19 protein-coding genes are annotated in these 19,714 nt (G+C 66.7%); 11 read left to right on the top strand and 8 right to left on the bottom strand.

Annotated features, from left to right (window positions below; all coding sequences use genetic code 11):
• Positions 1-150: 150 nt before the first annotated feature.
• The 3 genes from BLR57_RS19685 (at position 151) to BLR57_RS05120 (ending at position 2,137) form a co-directional block, all read left to right on the top strand.
• Positions 151-654, top strand: a complete 504-nt coding sequence (locus tag BLR57_RS19685; RefSeq protein ID WP_089694794.1) for a type IV pilin domain-containing protein — start codon at positions 151-153, stop codon at positions 652-654.
• A 106-nt stretch (positions 655-760) separates the two neighbouring features.
• The gene (gene hpt, locus BLR57_RS05125) at positions 761-1,330 is read left to right on the top strand and encodes a hypoxanthine/guanine phosphoribosyltransferase (protein ID WP_089694791.1); all 570 of its coding nucleotides are present in this window, start codon (positions 761-763) and stop codon (positions 1,328-1,330) included.
• 129 nt (positions 1,331-1,459) lie between these two features.
• Positions 1,460-2,137: a type 1 glutamine amidotransferase domain-containing protein gene (locus BLR57_RS05120; protein ID WP_089694790.1), complete on the top strand. Its 678-nt coding sequence runs from the start codon at positions 1,460-1,462 to the stop codon at positions 2,135-2,137.
• A gap of 32 nt (positions 2,138-2,169) precedes the next feature.
• On the opposite strand, the gene folP is transcribed toward BLR57_RS05120, so the two are convergent.
• From folP to BLR57_RS05100, 4 genes are all read right to left on the bottom strand, one after another.
• Positions 2,170-4,674, bottom strand: coding sequence for a dihydropteroate synthase (gene folP, locus BLR57_RS05115; protein ID WP_089694788.1), 2,505 nt, complete (start codon positions 4,672-4,674; stop codon positions 2,170-2,172).
• A gap of 98 nt (positions 4,675-4,772) precedes the next feature.
• Positions 4,773-5,192, bottom strand: a complete 420-nt coding sequence (locus tag BLR57_RS05110; protein WP_089694785.1) for a VOC family protein — start codon at positions 5,190-5,192, stop codon at positions 4,773-4,775.
• Positions 5,193-5,501: 309 nt separating this feature from the next.
• Positions 5,502-7,088 carry a bifunctional phosphoribosylaminoimidazolecarboxamide formyltransferase/IMP cyclohydrolase gene (purH, locus tag BLR57_RS05105; RefSeq protein WP_089694783.1) on the bottom strand — a complete coding sequence of 529 codons (1,587 nt, stop codon included), beginning with the start codon at positions 7,086-7,088 and terminating at the stop codon, positions 5,502-5,504.
• Positions 7,089-7,210: 122 nt separating this feature from the next.
• Positions 7,211-7,756, bottom strand: coding sequence for a DUF7344 domain-containing protein (locus BLR57_RS05100; RefSeq protein ID WP_089694781.1), 546 nt, complete (start codon positions 7,754-7,756; stop codon positions 7,211-7,213).
• 328 nt (positions 7,757-8,084) lie between these two features.
• On the opposite strand from BLR57_RS05100, the gene BLR57_RS05095 reads away from it, so the two are divergent.
• The 8 genes from BLR57_RS05095 (at position 8,085) to BLR57_RS05060 (ending at position 15,418) form a co-directional block, all read left to right on the top strand.
• The gene (locus BLR57_RS05095) at positions 8,085-9,104 is read left to right on the top strand and encodes a SipW-dependent-type signal peptide-containing protein (protein ID WP_089694779.1); all 1,020 of its coding nucleotides are present in this window, start codon (positions 8,085-8,087) and stop codon (positions 9,102-9,104) included.
• A 9-nt stretch (positions 9,105-9,113) separates the two neighbouring features.
• On the top strand, positions 9,114-9,611 hold the full coding sequence (locus BLR57_RS05090) for a signal peptidase I (RefSeq protein ID WP_089694777.1): 498 nt from the start codon (positions 9,114-9,116) through the stop codon (positions 9,609-9,611).
• A 57-nt stretch (positions 9,612-9,668) separates the two neighbouring features.
• On the top strand, positions 9,669-10,793 hold the full coding sequence (locus BLR57_RS05085) for a signal peptidase I (RefSeq protein WP_089694776.1): 1,125 nt from the start codon (positions 9,669-9,671) through the stop codon (positions 10,791-10,793).
• Positions 10,790-11,350 (top strand): hypothetical protein, encoded by a 561-nt coding sequence (locus BLR57_RS05080; RefSeq protein WP_089694774.1) that lies wholly within the window; start codon positions 10,790-10,792, stop codon positions 11,348-11,350. The genes BLR57_RS05085 and BLR57_RS05080 overlap by 4 nt, the downstream gene beginning before the upstream one ends.
• Positions 11,347-11,625, top strand: coding sequence for a hypothetical protein (locus BLR57_RS05075; protein WP_139173279.1), 279 nt, complete (start codon positions 11,347-11,349; stop codon positions 11,623-11,625). Before BLR57_RS05080 ends, BLR57_RS05075 begins: the two co-directional genes overlap by 4 nt.
• Before the next feature lie 65 nt (positions 11,626-11,690).
• Positions 11,691-13,079, top strand: coding sequence for an adenylosuccinate lyase (purB, locus tag BLR57_RS05070; RefSeq protein ID WP_089694769.1), 1,389 nt, complete (start codon positions 11,691-11,693; stop codon positions 13,077-13,079).
• 135 nt (positions 13,080-13,214) lie between these two features.
• Entirely contained in the window at positions 13,215-14,366 is a 1,152-nt protein-coding gene (locus BLR57_RS05065) for a multicopper oxidase domain-containing protein (protein ID WP_089694767.1), read from the top strand.
• Complete coding sequence (locus BLR57_RS05060) at positions 14,363-15,418, top strand: halocyanin domain-containing protein (RefSeq protein WP_089694765.1); 1,056 nt, start codon at positions 14,363-14,365, stop codon at positions 15,416-15,418. The genes BLR57_RS05065 and BLR57_RS05060 overlap by 4 nt, the downstream gene beginning before the upstream one ends.
• A gap of 178 nt (positions 15,419-15,596) precedes the next feature.
• Here the strand turns inward: BLR57_RS05060 and BLR57_RS05055 are convergent, their stop codons facing one another.
• Genes BLR57_RS05055 through BLR57_RS05040 form a run of 4 tightly spaced genes read right to left on the bottom strand, consistent with a single transcriptional unit; the run spans position 15,597 to position 19,695 of the window.
• On the bottom strand, positions 15,597-16,709 hold the full coding sequence (locus BLR57_RS05055) for a M20 family metallopeptidase (protein WP_089694763.1): 1,113 nt from the start codon (positions 16,707-16,709) through the stop codon (positions 15,597-15,599).
• Positions 16,706-17,590, bottom strand: a complete 885-nt coding sequence (gene dapF / locus BLR57_RS05050; protein WP_089694761.1) for a diaminopimelate epimerase — start codon at positions 17,588-17,590, stop codon at positions 16,706-16,708. Before dapF ends, BLR57_RS05055 begins: the two co-directional genes overlap by 4 nt.
• A complete protein-coding gene (lysA, locus tag BLR57_RS05045) occupies positions 17,587-18,852 on the bottom strand; it encodes a diaminopimelate decarboxylase (protein WP_089694759.1) in 1,266 nt (421 codons plus the stop codon). Before lysA ends, dapF begins: the two co-directional genes overlap by 4 nt.
• Positions 18,853-19,695 carry a 2,3,4,5-tetrahydropyridine-2,6-dicarboxylate N-succinyltransferase gene (locus BLR57_RS05040; RefSeq protein WP_089694758.1) on the bottom strand — a complete coding sequence of 281 codons (843 nt, stop codon included), beginning with the start codon at positions 19,693-19,695 and terminating at the stop codon, positions 18,853-18,855.
• Positions 19,696-19,714: the final 19 nt, after the last annotated feature.

Genomic DNA, 19,714 nt, shown 5'->3' with positions numbered 1-19,714 from the left:
TTGGTTGGTTCTCGACGAACGAGCCTCCGGCAAGTGGCGTCGCTCTTCGGGTCGACGACTCACGTCTACCCAGACGCGACGCAGGCGGGAGAGAGCCCTTCAGCACCGACGCGTGTAGAGCGATCACCGACTCGTGTACGGAGTCACAACATGACGTTCACTACGTTCACCACAGAAGAGCGCGCAGTCTCGCCGGTCATCGGCGTCATCCTCATGGTCGCTATCACGGTCATCCTCGCAGCCGTCATCGGGACGTTCGTCCTCGGCCTCGGGGACTCGGTCGGTCAGACGGCCCCGCAGGCGTCGTTGAAGGCGACGGTGAGTGCGGCTGACGACACAGTCACCATCCAGCACAACGGCGGCGACGCGCTGCACTCCGACGAGACGCGAGTCATCGTGACTATCGGCGCGTCGACGACGACCTTCGAACCCACCGCAGCAGGTTCTGATACGACCCTCTCGGCGGGTGGTTCAGCAATCATTGAGGTTGATGCGGACGCTGGTCCGTCGGAAACGCAGATTTCCAACTCGTGGGTCTACGGAACTCCCACGGCCGACAACATCGACGGAATCGCCACCGGTGACGTTGTAACCGTCAGAATCATCGACATTGAGAGTCAATCAGTCATCTTCCAGACCGAACTGACGGCCTGAATTGATTGATTGTCCCTGCTGACTGTTCGGCCCGCTTACAGTGCGACACCCCCACGAACCACCCTCGAACCGCCATCTTTTACATAGAACCTGCGAAACAGGCGACATGGACCAACTGCGGCAGTCGCTGCTTGATGCACCCATCATCGAGAAAGGCGAGTACGAGTACTTCGTCCATCCGATCAGTGACGGCGTCCCGATGCTCGAACCGTCGCTTCTCCGCGAGATCGTCATCAAGATCATCCGGAAGGCAGAGCTGGAGAACGTCGACAAGATCGTCACGCCCGCGGCGATGGGCATCCACATCTCGACGGCCGTCTCGCTGATGACGGACATCCCGCTCGTCGTCATCCGAAAGCGCGAGTACGGTCTCGACGGCGAAGTTCCGCTCTTCCAGGAGACGGGCTACTCCGAGTCCGAGATGTACATCAACGACGTCGAGGAGGGCGACCGCGTCCTCGTCCTCGACGACGTGCTCTCGACCGGCGGCACGATGAAGGCCATCCTCGACGCGCTGACGCAGGACGTCGGTGCCGACGTCGTCGACGTCGTCGCTGTCATCAAGAAGGCCGGGCCGAACGAACTCGACGACACCGACTACGACGTCAAGACGCTCATCAACGTGACCGTCGAAGACGGCGAGGTCGTCATCGTCGACGAACACGGCGACGGATAACCGCGCGAGTCGGTTTCTGCGTTTTTCACCCCGGGAGCGACCGCACCGACGACCAGCCTCGAACCGTCGGTCGCGGCCGGACTCTCCGACTTCGAGCGTCTTTTTCCGTGTGACCAGCAACGTGGTGGTATGCCATCCGCACTGTTCATCGTCAGCGAAGAGGGCTACTGGGCAGAGGAATGTATCGAGCCGCTCACGACGCTCACCGACGCTGGCTTCGACATCACCGTCGCGACACCGACGGGCGAGCCGCCGGTCGTCGACGAACGCTCGCTGGACCCCGACGACATCGGCGAGGAGACCGTCGAGGAGTATCGCGAGATCCACGAGACCGACGACCGGCTCACCGACCCCGAACCGCTCGCGACGGTCGACGCCCGCGACTACGACGCGACGGTCTTCCCCGGCGGCCACGGCACCGTCTGGGACGTCAATCAGGACCGACACGCCCGGCAGGCACTCGTCTCGGCCGTCGCCGGCGACGAGGGCAAAGCACTCGTCGTCTGCCACGCCGTCGGGATACTGGCGTTCACCCGCGAGGCCGACGGCTCGTTCCTCGTCGAGGACCGCGACGTGACCGGCTTCCCCAACGAGTGGGAGGAGGGCATCGTCGACGACAACGACGTCTTCGAGGGGCGCAAGCTCCCCTACTGGGTCGAGGACGAGGTCAAGCTGGCGGGCGGCAACTGGGACGCCGAACTCGACCAGGAGACGAGCGTGACGGTCGACGGCGACCTCGTCACGGCTCGGGGTCCCGGCTCCAGCCACGACGCGGCACAGACGCTGCTCGACGAACTGGATCAGTAAGGAAGTCCGCGACGCCCGTTGGCCGCGATCCGCTATTTTTCGCTAAACTGCTCCGGCGAGCGAGCAGCCTGTGCGACACGAACGGCAGCGACGTTCTCGGCCACGTCGTGGACGCGGACGATGTCGGCACCGCGGTCGACCGCGACGGCCGTCGCCGCGACCGTCGCTTCGAGGTTGTCGCCGGTCTCCGCCCCGACGAGTTCGAACATCGACTTGTGGGAGTGGCCCACGAGAACGGGACAGCCGAGCGCGTCGAACTCGTCGAGCCGCCCGAGCAACTCGAAGTTCTCGGCTTTCGACTTGCCGAAGCCGAGACCGGGGTCGACGATGACGTTCTCGCGAGGGATGCCCGCCTTCTCGGCGAGCAGGACCCGCTCACTCAGTTCGTCGACGACGTCCTCGACAACGTCGTCGTACTCGACCTCTTTGTCCGGAATCACGGGGGCGTCGATGCTGTGCATCACGATGACCGGGACGTCGCGCTCGGCGGCCAAGAAACGCATCTCGGGGTCGGCGAGACCGGTCACGTCGTTGAGGATGTCTGCGCCCGCGTCGAGCGCGGCGCGGCCGACGGCGGCCTTCCGGGTGTCGATAGAGATGGCGACGTCGAGGTCGGAAACGGCCTCGATGACCGGGACGACGCGGTCGATCTCGTCTTCCACACTCACTTCGTCGGCACCGGGGCGGGTGCTCTCGCCGCCGATGTCGATGATGTCGACGCCGGCGTCGATCATCGCCTCGGCCTGCTCGATGGCGTCGGTCGCGTCGAAGAAGTCCCCGCCGTCGTGGAAGCTGTCGGGCGTGACGTTGAGGATGCCCATGACGGCTGTGCCGTCCTCCCACGGGTAGCCCTTCGATACCTGTTCGACGCGGATGCCAAGCCGCTCCCGAATGTCGTCAGCGAGGGCTTCGAGACCGAAGGGTTGGCCCGCCAGTTTGTCGATGAGGCGGTTGAACTGCGCGAATGTCCCCATCAAGACGACAGAAGAGAGTTCGCCGTCGGTCATGTGTCCCGACGTCGCACACTCGCCGCCGAGGCTCAGCATCTCCTCTTTGAGATACTGCGCCTGTCGACGCTCGACGCGGAGCTTCAGCGAACGGTGGACGGCCTTGCCGCGCATCCGCCAGACGCCGGGCGAGGTGACGTGCGCGCCGTCGAGCATCGCCTCGGCGTCGTCGAGGTCGCGGACGCGCTTCGGGACTTCGAGCCGGGTCCACGTCGTCCGCGCCTCCGCGACACAGAAGAGCGAGCCGGTGACGAGGATGCAGTCGTCCGCTCCCGCCCGCTCCCGTATCTTCGCGAGCGACCCGGCCACGGAGAAGCCAGCGTGGACGTCAGCGACGCCCGCGTCCTCGAAGACCCGCGCGAGCACCTCGGGGTCCTCGGCCCGCGAGAGGTTCGGCTTGCAGGTGATGACGGAGTCGACGTCCGGCAGCGCGTCGACCATCGCGCGGTGGTCCTTGTCGTGCATCGCGGCGAAGACCAGATGGAGGTCCGCGTACTCGTCGTCGAACGCGGCGAGTGTCGTCGCGAGTTGGCCACAGGCGTCGGGGTTGTGCGCGCCGTCGAGGACGACCATCGGCTCCCGTTCCATGACCTCGAAGCGGCCGGGCCAGTGGGCGTTTCGTAACCCTCTGGCCAGCGTCGCCTCGTCGACAGCGGCCGCATCGGCGTCACCGACATCGCCACCGTCGCCACCGTCGCCGACGATATCAGCGACCTGCCGTGCCAGCGTGCAGGCGACACCGGCGTTCAGGGCCTGATACGCCCCGAGTAGGGGAAGCCGCGACTCGACGTGCCAGTCCGGCCCGTCGACGGCGACGGTCGATTCGGTGTGGTTGACCGGCCCGCGGGAGACGGCGGTCACGTCCGCGGCCGCGTCCGCGTCGCCGACGGTGACGACGTCGCCCGCCTCCCGCCGGATTACCTCCAGTGCCTCGCCCGTCGCGGCGGTCACGAGCGGTGCGTCGGCGGGGGCGACCGCTGCCTTCTTGACTGCGATTTCCTCGACGGTGTCGCCGAGGACCGAGGTGTGCTCCAAAGAGACGTTCGTCACCGCGCTGGCGACGGGGTCGACGACGCTCGTCGCGTCGAGTTTCCCGCCCATCCCGACTTCGAGGACACCGACGTCGACGTCGGCACGGCCGAACTGCCAGATGCCCATGGCCGTCACGACCTCGAAGAACGTCAGCGGCTCGCCGTCGGCGGCCTGCTCGACGAGGTAGGGTTTCGCCTCCTCGACGAACTCGACGAGTGCCTGCTCGGGGATCTTCCGCCCGTCGACGCGGATACGCTCGCGTACGTCGTCGAAGTGCGGCGAGGTGTAGAGACCGGTCTGGAGACCGGCTTCGCGCAGTATCGACTCGACCATCTTCGCCGTGCTCCCTTTCCCGTTCGACCCGGCAATCTGGACGAAATCGACGTCCTCGTGGGGGTCGCCGAGGTGCGCGAGCAGCTCCCGAACCGACTCCGTGCCGGGTTTGACCTGAAACCGGCGGAGGTCGAAGAGGAAGTTCGCCGCCTCGTGGTAGTCCATGCTATCTGAGACAGACGGTGCGCGCTAAAGCGTGTCGAACCCGGACCTCGCCGTCGCCGTCTTCGACGTCGGACACCGACCGACGACGGCGTCTCGACTCACGCCTCGTCGATACTCGGGTCGTGACAGACCAACTCGACTCGGTTTCCTTCGGGGTCGGTGACGTACAGCGACCGCCACTGCACCCAGTCGTGGGTCGTCGTCCACACGTCGAGCCCGAGTCCTTCGAGACGGTCGACCTCGCTCTCGAAGGCGTCCAGCGGAATCCCGAAGGCGATGTGGTCGACGGTCGTCCGGGCGGCGTCCGGCGGCGTGTAGTCGTCCTCGCCCGACCGGTCGAACAGCGCGAGGATCTGCGTGTGGCCTTCGACGCCCTCGGCGATCTCGAAGAAAGTTGCATGGTCGAAGTCGCCCAGGATCGGGAGGCCGATGACCTCGGCGTAGAAGTCGGTCATCTCGTCTAAGTCGTCGACGCGAAGGGCAATCTCGCCGAGGCCAACGATGGGGGTGTCGGTCATGGCGAGGGGACGACGCCGGTCGAGAAAAGGATTCGCTGTAGTTGAAGGCTTTACGGCCGTATTTCTGGATGAATATCTGGATAGAGTTCTAGAAATCTCGTTGGGTCAGGAGATAACGGACAGTCTCGTCCCCGAGGTTCACTGGTCGCACGAAAACGAATCTGAAACCGCGCGAACTCGCCGACGCTCGGTCGCTGGCTTCCGACACTCCGTCGCAGTGCTCAGTCGTGACGGAAATCGCGCGAGACGGTCACCCTCACTCCGTTCGGGTGCTGCGACTCGCTGACTTCCAGCATTCCTTCGTTTCACTCAGTCATGCCGGAAGCACCGCTGACCGGTAAACGCCATCGCCATCCCGTGCTCGTCGGCGGCTTCGACGACGTCCTCGTCGTTGACGGAGCCACCGGGCTGGATGACGGCCGTGATGCCCGCTTTCGCGGCCTCCTCGATACCGTCCGGGAACGGGAAGAAGGCGTCCGAGGCCATCACGGCACCTTCGGCGTCCTTGCCCTCGGCGTGCTCGTCGGCCTTCATCGCGGCGAGTCGGACCGCGTCGACGCGGGAGACCTGTCCCATGCCGACGCCGACCGTCTCCGTGCCCTTGGCGAACAGGATGCCGTTGGACTTGACGTGTTTCAGCACCTTCCACGAGAAGAGCATCGTCTCCAGTTCTTCTTCTGTCGGCTCGCGCTCGGTCGGGATTTCGAGGTCGTCGACCGTCGGCGTCCACGTGTCGCGCTCCTGGACGAGGCGGCCGCCGACAATGGGTTTCTCGGTGAAGCGTTCGGTGATCTCGCCGAGGCTGTCGACGTCGCCGACGTCGAGCACGCGGAGGTTCTTCTTCCCGGTCAGGACGTCGAGCGCGGCGTCGGTGTAGCCCGGCGCGACGACGACCTCCTTGAACGAGTCGACGACCTGCTCGGCGGTCGCGGCGTCACACTCGCGGTTGAGTGCGACAATCCCACCAAATGCGCTCATCGGGTCCGTCGACAGCGCGGCCTCGTAGGCGTCGGCGAGCGTGTCGGCGGTCGCACAGCCCGCGGGGTTGGTGTGCTTGATGACGGCCGCGGCGGGTTCGTCGAACTCCTTGATGAGATTGAGCGCGCCGTCGGCGTCGTTGTAGTTGTTGTACGAGAGTGCCTTCGCGCCCTCGTTGAGCTGGTCGGCGTGGACGACGCTCGCCTCGTCGCAGGAGGCGTCGGCGTAGACTGCGGCGTCCTGATGCGGGTTCTCGCCGTATCGGAGCGTCGCTTCGCGGTCGTTCGAGACGACGCGACGCTCGGGGAAGTCGCCGCCGTCGTCGCCGTCGACGGAGACGGACCCGTCCTCGACCGTCACGCGGTCCTCGGCGAACCAGCGGACTGCACGGGGATACGCGGTGAACTCCGCGTCGTTGAGGACGCGAGATTTGAGACTCGCTTCGTCGTCGTCCTCGTAGACCGGGACGGCCTCCTGGGTCACGATGGGGCCGGCGTCGACCTCTTCGTTGACGACGTGGACCGTACAGCCGGTCGTCCGGACGCCGGCGTCGAGCACCTGCTCGTGGGCGTCCATGCCGGGGAAGGCGGGGAGGAGCGAGGGATGGACGTTGAGCGTCGTCGGCGCGTCGTCGAGGAATTCCTCCGTGAGGATGCGCATATAGCCGTCGAGACAGACGATGTCGAAGTCGTAGCTGTCGAGGCGGTCGAGGACACGTCGCTCGTGGTCCGCTCGGGACTCGTCGTCGCCGCGTGTGACGACCTCTGTGGGGATGCCGCGCTCGGAGGCACCTTCGAGCACGGGCGCGCCCTCCTCGTTCGTGAGGACGACACTCAGTTTCGCCCCACCGGGGGCCTGGTCGGCGATGTGCAGCAGGTTTCGTCCACGGTTGCTCGCGAGGCCAGCGATCTTGAGCATACACGAACCACCCGAGTCCGAGAGAAAAACAGTTGCGGTTGCGAGACGAGAGATATACAAATTCGCGAGTATTCTCGCCACATCTCGCGGCCATCACCCGACTAACTACACACAGACGTGTATTACCGGTGGTCGCCGACGAGCTGTTGGAGATAGAACCACCGACGGGACCACAGCTGTGCCGCGCTCGACAGGGCCAGGACGACGAGGAAGACGCTCGCCCAGACGGCTGTCGGAAGCGCGGCGACCGCGACCACGTCGAATTGCGCGGCCAAGATGACGAGCAGTGCGAGCAACAGCAGCCGTTGGTAGTACTCCGCCCACGTGATGCCGTACTTCGTCACCACCTCCATGTAGAGGTCGACCTGTCTGACCTCCCTTCGCAGTGCGACCGTCTTTCTGTTCTTGTCGTAGTCGACGACGCCGTACGCGTCGAGTTTCGGCAGATGCGTCTGATGCAGCGAGTTGTAGACGCTGTCGCGGATACGCCGCGGCGGCGGCGATTCGCCCGTCTCCAACTCGGCGATGGTCTCCGCGAGCGCGCGGACGGTCACGACGCCGACGCGCTCCTGTAACTGTTTGAGCACTCGTCGCCGCCGCGAGTTCCGCAGTAGTTCGTGAATCTCCCCCTCCGTGATGTCCGATTTGCGCGTGGTCAGTTGGTTCATCGAATCGTTCACCGCCGCGTCACCCCCGTGACTGTCGGCACGTACAGGTCTGCGATACCGATGCATAGCTAATGTCTACTTTAGCGACGTTCGGCCAGCCATAACAGTCGTCAACGAGTGACACACGCCCGAATAATCACTGCTCTAGGCTTCTAAACCGCGGATTTAGCCCGAAATAACGGCTCCCATGCTATCCGAACGGCGGCGAGAACGACGACGAACGAGACCGATTTCATGTCTCTCGGCTGTTAACTAATGCGGCATCGCTCGTCGGTGAAACCACGTCCGACCCACTCAGGACGGGTGGCACTCGGATGGGTGAAGACCAATGTCCAAGAAGAAACTCAAACTGTCCCGGCGCAATATGCTCGCCGGGCTCGGCACGATCGGTATCGCATCGGCAGGCGCGGGCTTCGGAACGTGGGCGGCCTTCAGTGACACGGAAGAGGCGACGACGACGTTCACTGCAGGCGAGCTCGACGGTCACGTGGGCTGGTACGCGTCGTACAACGGTGAAGAAGTCAGCCAGGGAGACGAGATCGAGGTTCAAACCGGCGAGGACAACGGCACTCAGCATCTCGCGTACAGTTTGGATGATGTCAAGCCTGGCGACTACGGCTCCATCGTCTTCGAAATCGAGGTCGAGACCAATCCGGCGTGGGTGTTCTCGTGTCTCGACTTCGACAACAACGACGACAACTCCATCGAGGATCCGGAAGACGAGGTGGACAACGGAGCGATGAAGGAAGCCGAGGTGAGCGCGAATACCTACAACAACGACACCGTCACGGTCCAGTACGGCAACGGCGAACTCGCCGACAACCTCTACGTGCTTCCTTTCTACGACTCGAACAAGAACTCGAGCTTCTTCGACGGCGGCTTCCAGGGGAGCTTCAACCCGACCAGTCAGGGCGTGACCTCGCCCGCGTACTGGGACAACGCGACGGGGAGTCTCGTCCCTCGACCCCTCAGTGGGGCAGTCTTCTCACAGCTCGACCAGGGGACTGTCGGCTTCAACGACGACGGTGAGACGTACACGACGCCCGCCCCGGTCAACCGGCGCTACGCTGGCTGTATCCTCCTCAACGGCGAACAGAACGGAGATACGAACAACGAGCAGGGCTTCAGCCCGCTCCAGCCGGAGGGAACGATTCGGTTCGGTTACGACTGGTCGCTGCCGTTCAACGTCGGCAACGAGGCGCAGACCGACAGCATCGACATCTACTTCGGCTTCGACTTCCAGCAGGTCCGCCACAACGAGAGCCCCGCGCGGCCGTACATCTCGACGCCTGGCTACAGAGCCCAGGGTGAGCCGACCGAGGGAGACGCTGACAACGGCGGCGACTGACGGAGCACGATGGGCGCACGACGGCAGCTACACGGTGTCGTGCTCGCCCTCTGGCTACTCTCGAGTCCGTTTCTCGTCGTCGTACAGCCCGGATTGGTCGGTGCAGACGCTGGGTACGCGGTCGCATCCGGCAGTATGGAACCGGAGATCAAACGAGGGAGCCTCGTCCTCGTCGAGGCGGTCTCCCCCCGGACCGTCGAGGTGGGTGACGTCATCACCTTCCGTGGCGAGGGCAACGTTGGTCCGACGACGACTCACCGCGTCGTCGGTATCCAGCGAAACGACGCTGGGTTCGCCTTCGTCGTCAAGGGCGACGCAAACCGGTCGCCGGACAACGAACCGGTCGATGCTTCGCGGGTCGTCGGCCGAGTCACGGCGACTATCCCCTGGGTCGGCTATCCCGTGTTGGCTACCGACATCGGGAGCGCGCTCGTCTTCCTGTTCGTCGTGCCCGCGGCGACGCTGGCACTCGAGCGAGGCCAGTATCTCCTCTCAGCAGTCGAATAAGTCGGCCACGGTGGCCCTGAACCGACGGAAGACCACGACTACGATACGACTATTTCCATGACACGACCCAGACGAGCCGAACAGACGGCCGCCGAAGGCGACGCCAGCCGTGGGTGGGCGAGTTCTCGAACCGTACTCCACGCACTCGGCGTCCTCTTGCTCCTCGCCGTTCTCGCACCCTTCGTCGTCCAGGCGGTCCCACAGACCGTCGGTGCCGACCAGAGCTACACCGTCCTCTCGGGTAGCATGGAGCCATCCATCAGCCCAGGCGACGTCGTCGTCGTCGACGACGTCGGTGCCTCGACGCTCGAACGCGGTGACGTCATCACGTTCCGTCGAGACGGCGAGACGAAACCGACCACGCATCGCATCGTCGAGATACGCGAGACGGAGACCGGCCGGGCGTTCGTGACCAAGGGTGACGCCAACGAGGCCCGCGACGGCCCGACAGTCGCCCCCGAGAACGTCGTCGGCGAGGTGCTACTCGTCATCCCGCTCGTCGGCTACGTCGTCCAGTTCGCCGGGACGCGACTCGGCTTCGCCGCGCTCGTCGGCGCGCCCATCGCCCTGCTCGTCGTGAGCGAGGTCTGGAAAGTCGTCACGTCGTCGTCGGCCGAAGCAACCGACGGTCGGACTGACGAAGCCCAGCCGACGACCGACACTGGGGCGGCCGACCCAAGCGACTCGAACGACCCGGAGGACCCGAACGACAGCGACGAGTTCGAACTCGAACTGCCCGATCTCCGTGTCGCGCTCGTCCCGTTGGTCGCGCTCACGGTGTACAGCGCGGTGATGGCCTACACGACCCGAACGCCGTGGTCCGTCGCCGTCGCCGTCGCGTCCGGTGGGTTCCTCCTGCTCGGTGGCGGCCTCTCACGGATGGCAGAGGAGGTCGAAGAGGTCGAGGAGGACGACCCGATGGCGCGGGACGTCGAGACCTCACCACGCGACACGTCGCTCGTCCCGGTCACGGACGCGTCGCTTCCCGACGGCGGTCCGCGGCGGGTCGTCGTCGACTCGGCGGTCTCGCTGGTCGACGTCGCCGCCGAGTGCGGGCGGCCGATACGCCGTGACGAGGCGGGCGAGCGGCTCTTCGTGCGGGACGGCGCGCTCGTCTTCGTCTGGGACGGCACGCCCCCGGACGACGCCTCGCCGCCGGCCGACCGGGGTGAGGCGGGATGACCGACCCCGACCCGTTGCCCCGACTCGGCGTCCTCGTCGCCGTCGTCGTCGTGTTCGCGGCCAGTGCGGTCGGCGGCTACACCACGTACGCCAGCTACACCGACGAGGAGACGGCCAGCGCGACGTTCCAGGCGGCGGCGAACTTCGACGCGGCGGGTGCCGGGAACGTCGGGTCGCCGAATGCTGGGAACGCGGGATTGCCGAATGCCGGAAACACGGACACAGCGTCCGGGCTGCCGAGTGCCGGAGGCCAAGAATCGGGAGGCGGACCGTCGGAAGACGGTGAAGAGAGTTCCGACGGCGGGACCGACGGGGGGTCCGACGACGGCGAGCACAGCCGGGGGAGTGGACTCACCGCAGCAGGCAACAGCGAGGGTGAGCCGTCGACGCCCGAGGGAGGCGCGGACGGCACGGCCGGGACGGAGACTGTCTCGGATGACTCGTCCGGAGCCGCAGGAAACGCACCGAAGAACGACACCGCAGCGGCCGTACGGACGACGTTGCTCGGCGCGCCGACGGCTGGGACCGCCGTCGGTGTCGACCCGCTGGACCGATGATGCGGGCCGTTCCGACGTGGCTCACGGCGAGCGTCCGACGGTGTGAACGGGTCGTCTTCGTGCTGCCGGGGGTAGTCCCGCACGCACCGCGACGAAACGCGATCGTCGGTCTCCTCTATCTCCTCCTCCTGTTCGTCGCGATCAACGTCGTCTCCGCGGTCCTCGCGGTCTCGGCGACCACACCGGTCACAGTCCGACTCGGAGACGGACCGAGACGCGAGGCCTATACGTGTTGGTGTATCGTCGCCGGTTCTATCTCGGTGTTGTTCGGGTAGAAACGCCACGTACGTGCACACATTTCATCGACACGCTTTTGCGGCCACCTGTGGCACCTCCAGACATGACAGACCTGCCGCGGAGCGACCCACTCGCCGCCGTCTCGCCGCTCGACGGCCGGTACGCAGGCCGAACCGCACCGTTGAGTCCCTACGCCAGCGAGTCCGCGCTCATGCGTGCTCGCGTGCGTGTGGAAGTCGACTACCTCCTCGCACTCGCCGACCTCGACGCGACGCCGCTCACGCTCGACGAGGCCGAACGCGCCGACCTGCGCGCGCTCTACGAGGAGTTCGACGCCGACGACGCTCGGCTCGTCAAGCAGATCGAAGTCGAGGGCACAGAAGCGTTCTCCGCGACCAACCACGACGTGAAGGCCGTCGAATACTTCCTCCGCACGGCCGTCGACGAGTCGGTCTACCCGTGGATTCACTTCGGGCTGACGAGCGAGGACGTCAACAACCTCGCCCAGCGGCTGCTCGTCAAGCCCGCCGTCGAGGAGGTCCTGCTCCCCGCGCTCGCCGAGGTCCGCGACGAGCTGACCCAGTTGGCGCAGGACAACCGCGACCTGCCGATGCTCGCCCGCACCCACGGTCAGCCCGCGACGCCGACGACGTTCGGCAAGGAGATGGCCGTCTACGCCGCCCGCCTTGGGAAGGCGATGGCCCGCACGAACGAGGCCGCCGAAGAGCTATCTGGCAAACTCGCCGGGGCGTCGGGCACCTACGCGGCCCACGTCGCCGCCTACCCCGACGTCGACTGGCGGGCGTTCTCCCGCGAGTTCGTCACCTCGCTCGGTCTCGACCACACCGCGCTGACGACGCAGGTCAACCCGTGTGACGACCTCGCGACCCTCTTCGACGCGCTCCGCGGCGTCAACAACGTCCTCGTCGACCTCGACCGCGATATGTGGCTCTACGTCTCCGACCGCTATCTCGGCCAGCGCACCGTCGAGGGCGAGACCGGCAGTTCGACGATGCCGCACAAGGTCAACCCCATCGACTTCGAAAACAGCGAAGGCAACCTCTCGAAGGCGAACTCCGACCTGACGTTCCTCGCGGACTACGTCACCACCTCCCGGCTCCAGCGTGACCTCTCGGACTCGACGGTCAAGCGCAACATCGGCGCGGCCTTCGCGCACTGTCTCATCGGCTACGGCAAGACCACCAAAGGCCTCGACAAGGTCGTCCCCAACGAACAGGTCATGCGCGACGAACTCGAATCCACGCCCGAAATCATCGGCGAGGCCGTCCAGACCATCCTCCGTCGCGAAGGTGACACCGCTGCCTACGAGCGCGTCAAGGAACTCACCCGCGGCCGCAACGTCACCATCGAGGACTTCCACGACCTCTTCGCCGACCTCGACGTCGACGAGAGCGTCCGCGAGGAACTGCTCGCGCTGACACCAGCGACCTACACCGGCGTTGCGAGTGACCTCGTCGACGACCTCGACTAATTCGGCCCCGCGCTGACAGCCTCGACTACTCCGACCCCACACACCGACGACCTCGAAGGCCCACTTTTCACGGCGTTTCTCAGCGGCCGAGAACCAGCTTTCGGCTATATCGATATCCCACTCCTCGGTAGAGTCATGAACAGTGACAGAATCGGTGCCCCCGGAACCGGAATCTCACGACGCGACTTCCTCAAGGCCACCGGCGCGACCGGTGCCGTCGCGGTCGCTGGCTGTATGGATGCTCCCACTGCGCAGGTCCCCGCCGCCGGTGGTGCCGACTCGCTGTCGGCGTCGACGGCCGACCTCCCGCTGACCGGCCAGCCCGAGGTCGTCGACCTCGACGAACTCGGCGGCGAGGTGACGCTCCGGACCGTCACGGCGCGCCACGAGGCCCACCCCGGACAGGCGATGAACGGGCCTGTCACCCTCCCCGTCGTCTGGGCGTTCCAGGCGAACGACGGGACGCCCTCCGTCCCCGGTCCGGTCCTCCGCTGTACCGAGGGGACGGAGCTGAAGATCACCCTCGACAACACCGACAACGTGCATCCACACACGCTGCACTTCCACGGCGTGCGCAAGTCGTGGATGGACGACGGCGTCCCGACCACGACGGGCATCACCGTCATGCCGGGCGAGACGCACACCTACACCATCCCCGCGAACGTCGCCGGGACCCACCTCTATCACTGCCACTTCAACACCCCCTTCCACATGGACATGGGGATGTACGGCATCCTCCGGGTCGACCCCGCGGGCTACGAGGAGGCCGACAAGGAGTACTTCATGACGGTCAAGGAGTGGGACTCGCGGCTCTCGCGGCAGTACGGCGGCGAGAACGTCAAGTACTCGCTGCCCGACCGCATGGGCGACGTCTTCACCATCAACGGCCGGTCCGCACCGTACACGCTCAACCCCGAGATGGGGTCGCCGGTCATCGTCGACTCGGGTGACACCGTCCGCATCCATCTCGTCAACGCGGGCTTCATGAGCCATCCGATGCACACGCACAACCACCGGTTCAAGGTGGTCGAGAAGGACGGCTCGCCGATGCCGGAGCCGCTCCAGTATCTGCAGGACGTCGTCAACGTCGCCCCGGCCGAGCGCTACACCATCGAGTTCGTCGCCGACGCCGACCCGGGTATCTACCCAATCCACTGCCACAAGGTCGACCACGTCCGCAACGGCAACTCCTACCCCGGCGGGATGCTGACCGCGACGGTCTACACCGAGGCGATGGACTCCGACGTCTTCCGGAAGGTCATGGACTACGCGGGGTACGAGCTATGAGTGTCAGCCGCAGACACTTCCTCCGGACGGGCGCGGCCGCCGGGCTCGCGCTCGGAGCGACCTCGCTGACACCCGCTGTCGGATCGGTCGCGGCCCAAGAGTCCCCAACCCAGACCTTCGACGGCTGGCTGGACAACGTCGACAACTACGACGGCGTCGTCGACGCCCGCGGGAAAGCGGTCGCGCTGGTCGAAGTCGGCACGAACGCCAACGGTGGGGCGTTCGGTTTCGGTCCGGCGGCGGTGCAGGTCGACCCCGGGACGACCGTCCGCTTCGTCTGGACCGGCCAGGGCGGGATGCACAACGTCGTCGCCGACGACGGCAGCTTCGCCAGCGACCTGCTGAGCGAGGCTGGCGAGACGTTCGAGTACGTCGCCGAGACCGAGGGCGTCGTGAAGTACGCCTGTGAACCGCACGCGCCGATGGGGATGAAAGGTGTCGTCGTCGTCGGCGACGTGCCCGGCGTCGAGGTGAGTGCCAGCGCGGGCGACGGCGCGGCCGACCCGGCCGCCGTCTACGGCGACTGGTTCGACACCGTCGACAACTTCGCAGGCACCGTCGACCGCCGCGGCGAGTCGACCGTCACCGTCGAAGTCGGTGCGTCGGGCAACGGCGGTGCGTTCGGCTTCGAACCCGCAGCCGTGCAGGTCGACCCCGGAACCACCGTCCGCTTCGTCTGGACCGGTGCGGGCGGCGTCCACAACGTCGCCGCGGCCGACGGCTCCTTCGCCAGCGAGCTGACCGGTGACGCCGGTCACGTCTACGAGTACGTCGCTACCGACCGGGGTGTCGTCAAGTACGCCTGCGAACCCCACGTTGCGATGGGGATGAAGGGGGCGTTGCTCGTCGGCGACGACGCAGCCGCCGGACTGGCATTGCCGCAGGTGACCGGTCTCCACGTCGTCGGCGGCGGTCTCCTCGCGGCGGCGGTCTCGCCGCTCGCGCTCTGGGCGTTCCTCGCACTCCACGGCACGGGCGAGGAGTCGCCAGCCGCGGGCGGTGGCCGGGTGTACCGCCCGGACGGTGCCACGCCCGACACGCCGGCCGAGTAGTCACGGCCGGTCTGGTGCGTGCGCGTGCGACGCGCTGCCCTCGCTCTGTGTTAGGATGGACGACGAACAAGTTCTCGCGGCCGTGGTCGACTCACTGCATTTCGTGGTCGTGGTCGGCCCACCGCATTTCGTGGTCGTGGCCGACCCACCGCATTCAGTGAAATTTTCCTCGAAAACCTCAGAACAGATCGCCCAGCGTCGACTCGACGGCTGCCGCTGCGGCTCGCACGTCTTCGGTTTTTACGTACTCGCGCTCGGCGTGAGCGACGGCTCCCTCGTCGTCGGCGAGGTCGCCGGGACCGAAGACGACGGTCGGGGCGGGCGCGAAGTACGACGCCTCCGTCGCGGCGGTGAACGGCCGAACCGTCCCACCCGTCCGTCCGGTCGTCTCGCTCGCCTCTCGGGCCGCCGCGGCCAACGTCTCTACGAGCGGGTCGTCGGCGTCGGTCGCGAAGGCTTCGAGGAAGGGCGTCGGCCGGTCGGTGAGTGAGAAGTCGACGCCGACGTCGTCGGGGACGGCCGCGCGCAACTGGGTCGCGAGCGCGTCGCGGAAGCTCTCGGCCGTCTCCGGCGGGATGGTCCGGCGGTCGACGACGATGCGACAGTCGGCGGGAATCTGGTTCGTCGCGGAGCCGCCCTCGATGGTGGTCGGTGTGAGTGTCGCTGGCCCGAGCGACGAATGCGGCTCGCGGTCGGCGTCGAACGCGCGGAGCACCGAGAGCACCTGCTCGACGGCGAAGATTGTGTTGACACCAGATTCGGGTTCGGCAGCGTGGGCTGCGACGCCCGAGAGCGTGATGGTTCCCTGGAACCGCCCTTTCGCCGCGTTGCAGACGTCGAGACCGGTCGGCTCGCCGACGATGTACATATCGCCGTCGAGGTCGAGCGCGGCCGCGCCGGTCGACAGCACCTCCTCGTCGGGGGTGATAGCGAGGGTCAGCCGTCCGGCGTCGCCAGGGTCCGTGGCTAAGAACGCCGAGAGCAGTGCGGCGAGCGGTCCCTTCGCGTCACAGGAGCCACGGCCGCGAATCACGCCCGCCGCGTCGTCGCGTTCGAGGGGGACGTGCGGCGGGACGGTGTCGATGTGGGTGTTGAGGACGATATGTGGCGCGTCCGCGTCGCCCGACCCTTTCGTCGCAACCGTGTTGCCCGCGCCGTCGACGGTCGCCTCGACGCCGTGGGCCGCGAGCGTCTCTACGAGGAACTCCCGCATCTCGTCGACCGCCTCGTCGGTCGAGTCGATGGGGACGGCCTCGACGAGGAAGTCGACCGGGTCGAACGTCGCGCTCACTGGTCGGCCGACGGGTCGCGGGCGAGTTCGCCGGCGAACTCGTGGGCGACGGGACCACGGAGCGTCGCGGGCGCGTCGTCCGGGACGGTGATTTCGAGGTCGCCGCCGGGCGGGCTGACGGTGACCGGCTCGTTCGCGTCGACGAGTCCGAGCCGCTTCGCGGCGGCGACGATGGCGACCGCGCCGGTACCGCAGGACTGGGTCTCGCCCTCGACGCCGCGCTCGAAGGTCCGCTGTCGGATGCCGTCCTCGCCTACCGAGGCGACGTTCACGTTCGCGCCCTCGGGGAAGACGTCCGCGTGACGGACAGGGGGAGCGACGGCTTCGAGGTCGACGTCGTCGACGTCGTCGACGAACGCGACGGCGTGGGGGACGCCCGTGTTGACGGCCGTCACTCGCAGGCCTTCGACGTCCTCGTCGACGAGCGGTTCGTCGCGGGCCAGCGGCACGTCTCGCGGCTCGAACGACGGCACGCCCATCTCGATAGTGATGTCCGCACCGTCGACGGTGGCGTGGCGGGTGCCCGCCTGCGTGTCGACCATGACCTCGCTCGCGCCGGTCCGTTCGGCGGCCCACGCGGCGGCACAGCGCGCGCCGTTGCCGCACATCGCGGCCGTCGAGCCGTCGGGCTGGACGAGCGTCATGATGACGCGCGGTGGCGAATACTTCTCCTCTAAGGCGAGAAAGAGCACGCCGTCCGCGCCGATATGGCCGTCGGGACCGATGTCGAGGTCGACGCCGACGCCGCCCTCGCGGTCGCAGTAGGTGGTCGCGAAGGCGTAGCGGTTCGGGACGAACTCGTCGGCGTCGACGATGACGAAGTCGTTACTCGTTCCGTGGTACTTCTCGAAAGAGACAGTGGGGTCTGCTTGTAAACTCATACGTGGTCCTCCAGCTCGGTCAGTTCGCATAACTGCTCACGTCGGCGGACGAGTCGGGAGTCACCGGACTCGAGTGCGACTTCCGCCGGTCGGGGCCGCGAGTTGTAGGTGCTTGCCATCTCGTAGCCGTAGGCACCGGCGTTACCGATCGCGAACAGGTCGCCACGGGCTGGCCGCGGCAGTGGGCGGTCTTCACACAGTACGTCACTGCTCTCGCAAATAGGGCCGGTGACGGTGACAGGTATTGCCACGCGGTCGTCGTCGGCTCCGTCGGCTCCGTCGGCTCCGTCGGCCTCGGCAGCACTCAGGTTTGCGAGCGCGTGATACGAGCCGTACATCGCGGGGCGGAGCAGCGTAGTCATCCCCGCGTCGATGCCGACGACGGTCGTGTCGTCGGCCGGCTTGACGGTGTTGACCCGCGTGAGCAGGACGCCCGCGTCGGCGACGACGTAGCGGCCGGGTTCGACCGCGAGCGTTGCGTCGATGTCGCCGATGGCCTCCCGCGTCGCGTCGGCGACGGCCTCAAGATCCAGCGGCGGTTCGTCCTCGTGGTACGGGACACCGAAGCCGCCGCCGACGTCGACGAACTCCAGCTCGCCGACGTCGCGGGCCAACTCGCCCATCCGCCGGACGAGTTCGCGGTGGTTCTCGAGGTCATCTCCAGAAATGCCGCTGCCGGCGTGGGCGTGGATACCGACGACGTCGAAGTCTTCTCGGGCCTCGGCGAGTAGGTCCGGCACCCGGTCGTACGGGACGCCGAACTTGGCGTTCGCGCCGGTCTGGACCTTCTCGTGGTGGCCCGCCCCGACACCCGGATTCACTCGCACACAGAGTCGGCCGTCGAAGCCGCGCTCGCGCAGGCGGTCGACCGTGTCGGCCGCGCCGACGGTGATGGTGAGGTCGGGATGTTCCTCCCACGCGTCGACCACGTAGTCGAGGTCGACGGCGGGCGGGTTGACGGCGGTGTACTGGACCTCGTGGCCCTCGTAGCCCGCATCGAATGCGCGCATCACTTCACCCGCCGAGGCGCACTCGGCGGCGAGTCCGGCCTCGCGGACTGTTTCGAGGACGGCGCGGCCGGTGTGGGCCTTGACGGCGTAGCGGACCTCCTCGTCCGGGAACGCCGACTTGAGCCGCTCGCAGTTCTCGCGCACCCGGTCTAAGTCCATCACGTACAGCGGCGTGTCGTGCTCCGCAGCCAAGGCTCGCAGGGACTCGCCGTCCCAGTCTGCCAGCCGCCGGACGTCGGGGTTTTCGGACATTTACTCTCGCAGTGCTTCTTCGCGGCGGGTCGCGTCGATGGTATCCTCCTCGACGTCGAGCGCGACGACGGCGGGCTTGTACGCGCCACCGGCGAACAGGTCGTGGTCGCCGAGCGAGGACTCGACGAAGCGTGTGAACGCGCGACGCTCGGCCGGCAGTTCGCCGTAGAGGACTTCCTCCTCGACGAGGTCGTAGACCGGGATGCGCGGCGTCAGGAGCGTATTTTCGCCGACGATGGAGTTCTCGCCGACGACGAAGCCCGAGGTGACGCGGCAGCCCGCACCGAGCGAGACGCCGTCCTCGACGATGACCGGCGCGTCCTCGACGGGTTCGAGGACGCCGCCGATGAGCGTGTTCGCGCCGAGCTTGACGCCCTCACCGATCTGCGCACAGGAGCCGACCGTGTCACAGGAGTCGACGAGCGTGCCGTCGCCGACGTACGCGCCGATGTTGACGAACGAGGGACTCATCATGATGCAGTCCTCGCCGAGGTAGGCCCCGCGTCGGATGGTCGTGCCATCGGGTGTGTTGCGTGTTCCGCGCTCGGCGAGGTCGGCCGTGTCGCGCAGCGGCAGCACGTCGTGGTAGCGGACGTCGCCGTACTCGCGCGGTTCGGTCTCGCGCAGGCCGAAGTTGAGGAGAATCCCCTGCTTGACCCACTCGTTGACCGTCCAGGCGTCGGGACCGCTGCCGCCGTCGTTTTCGGCGGCACGGATCTCGCCCGCTTCGAGCGCGACGAGGAACTCGTCGAGCGTGTCGAGCGCGTCGGCTGCGTCGGCGGCGGCGAGGTCGTCGGTCTGATACTGGTGCCACAGGTCGGATACGTCAGATTGGAGCGTCATGTGTTGGTAGTTGAGGCGT

It is taken from the genome of Halogranum gelatinilyticum (assembly GCF_900103715.1).
GTDB classification, from domain to species: domain Archaea; phylum Halobacteriota; class Halobacteria; order Halobacteriales; family Haloferacaceae; genus Halogranum; species Halogranum gelatinilyticum.
This window is presented reverse-complemented; position numbering and strand designations above follow the sequence as displayed.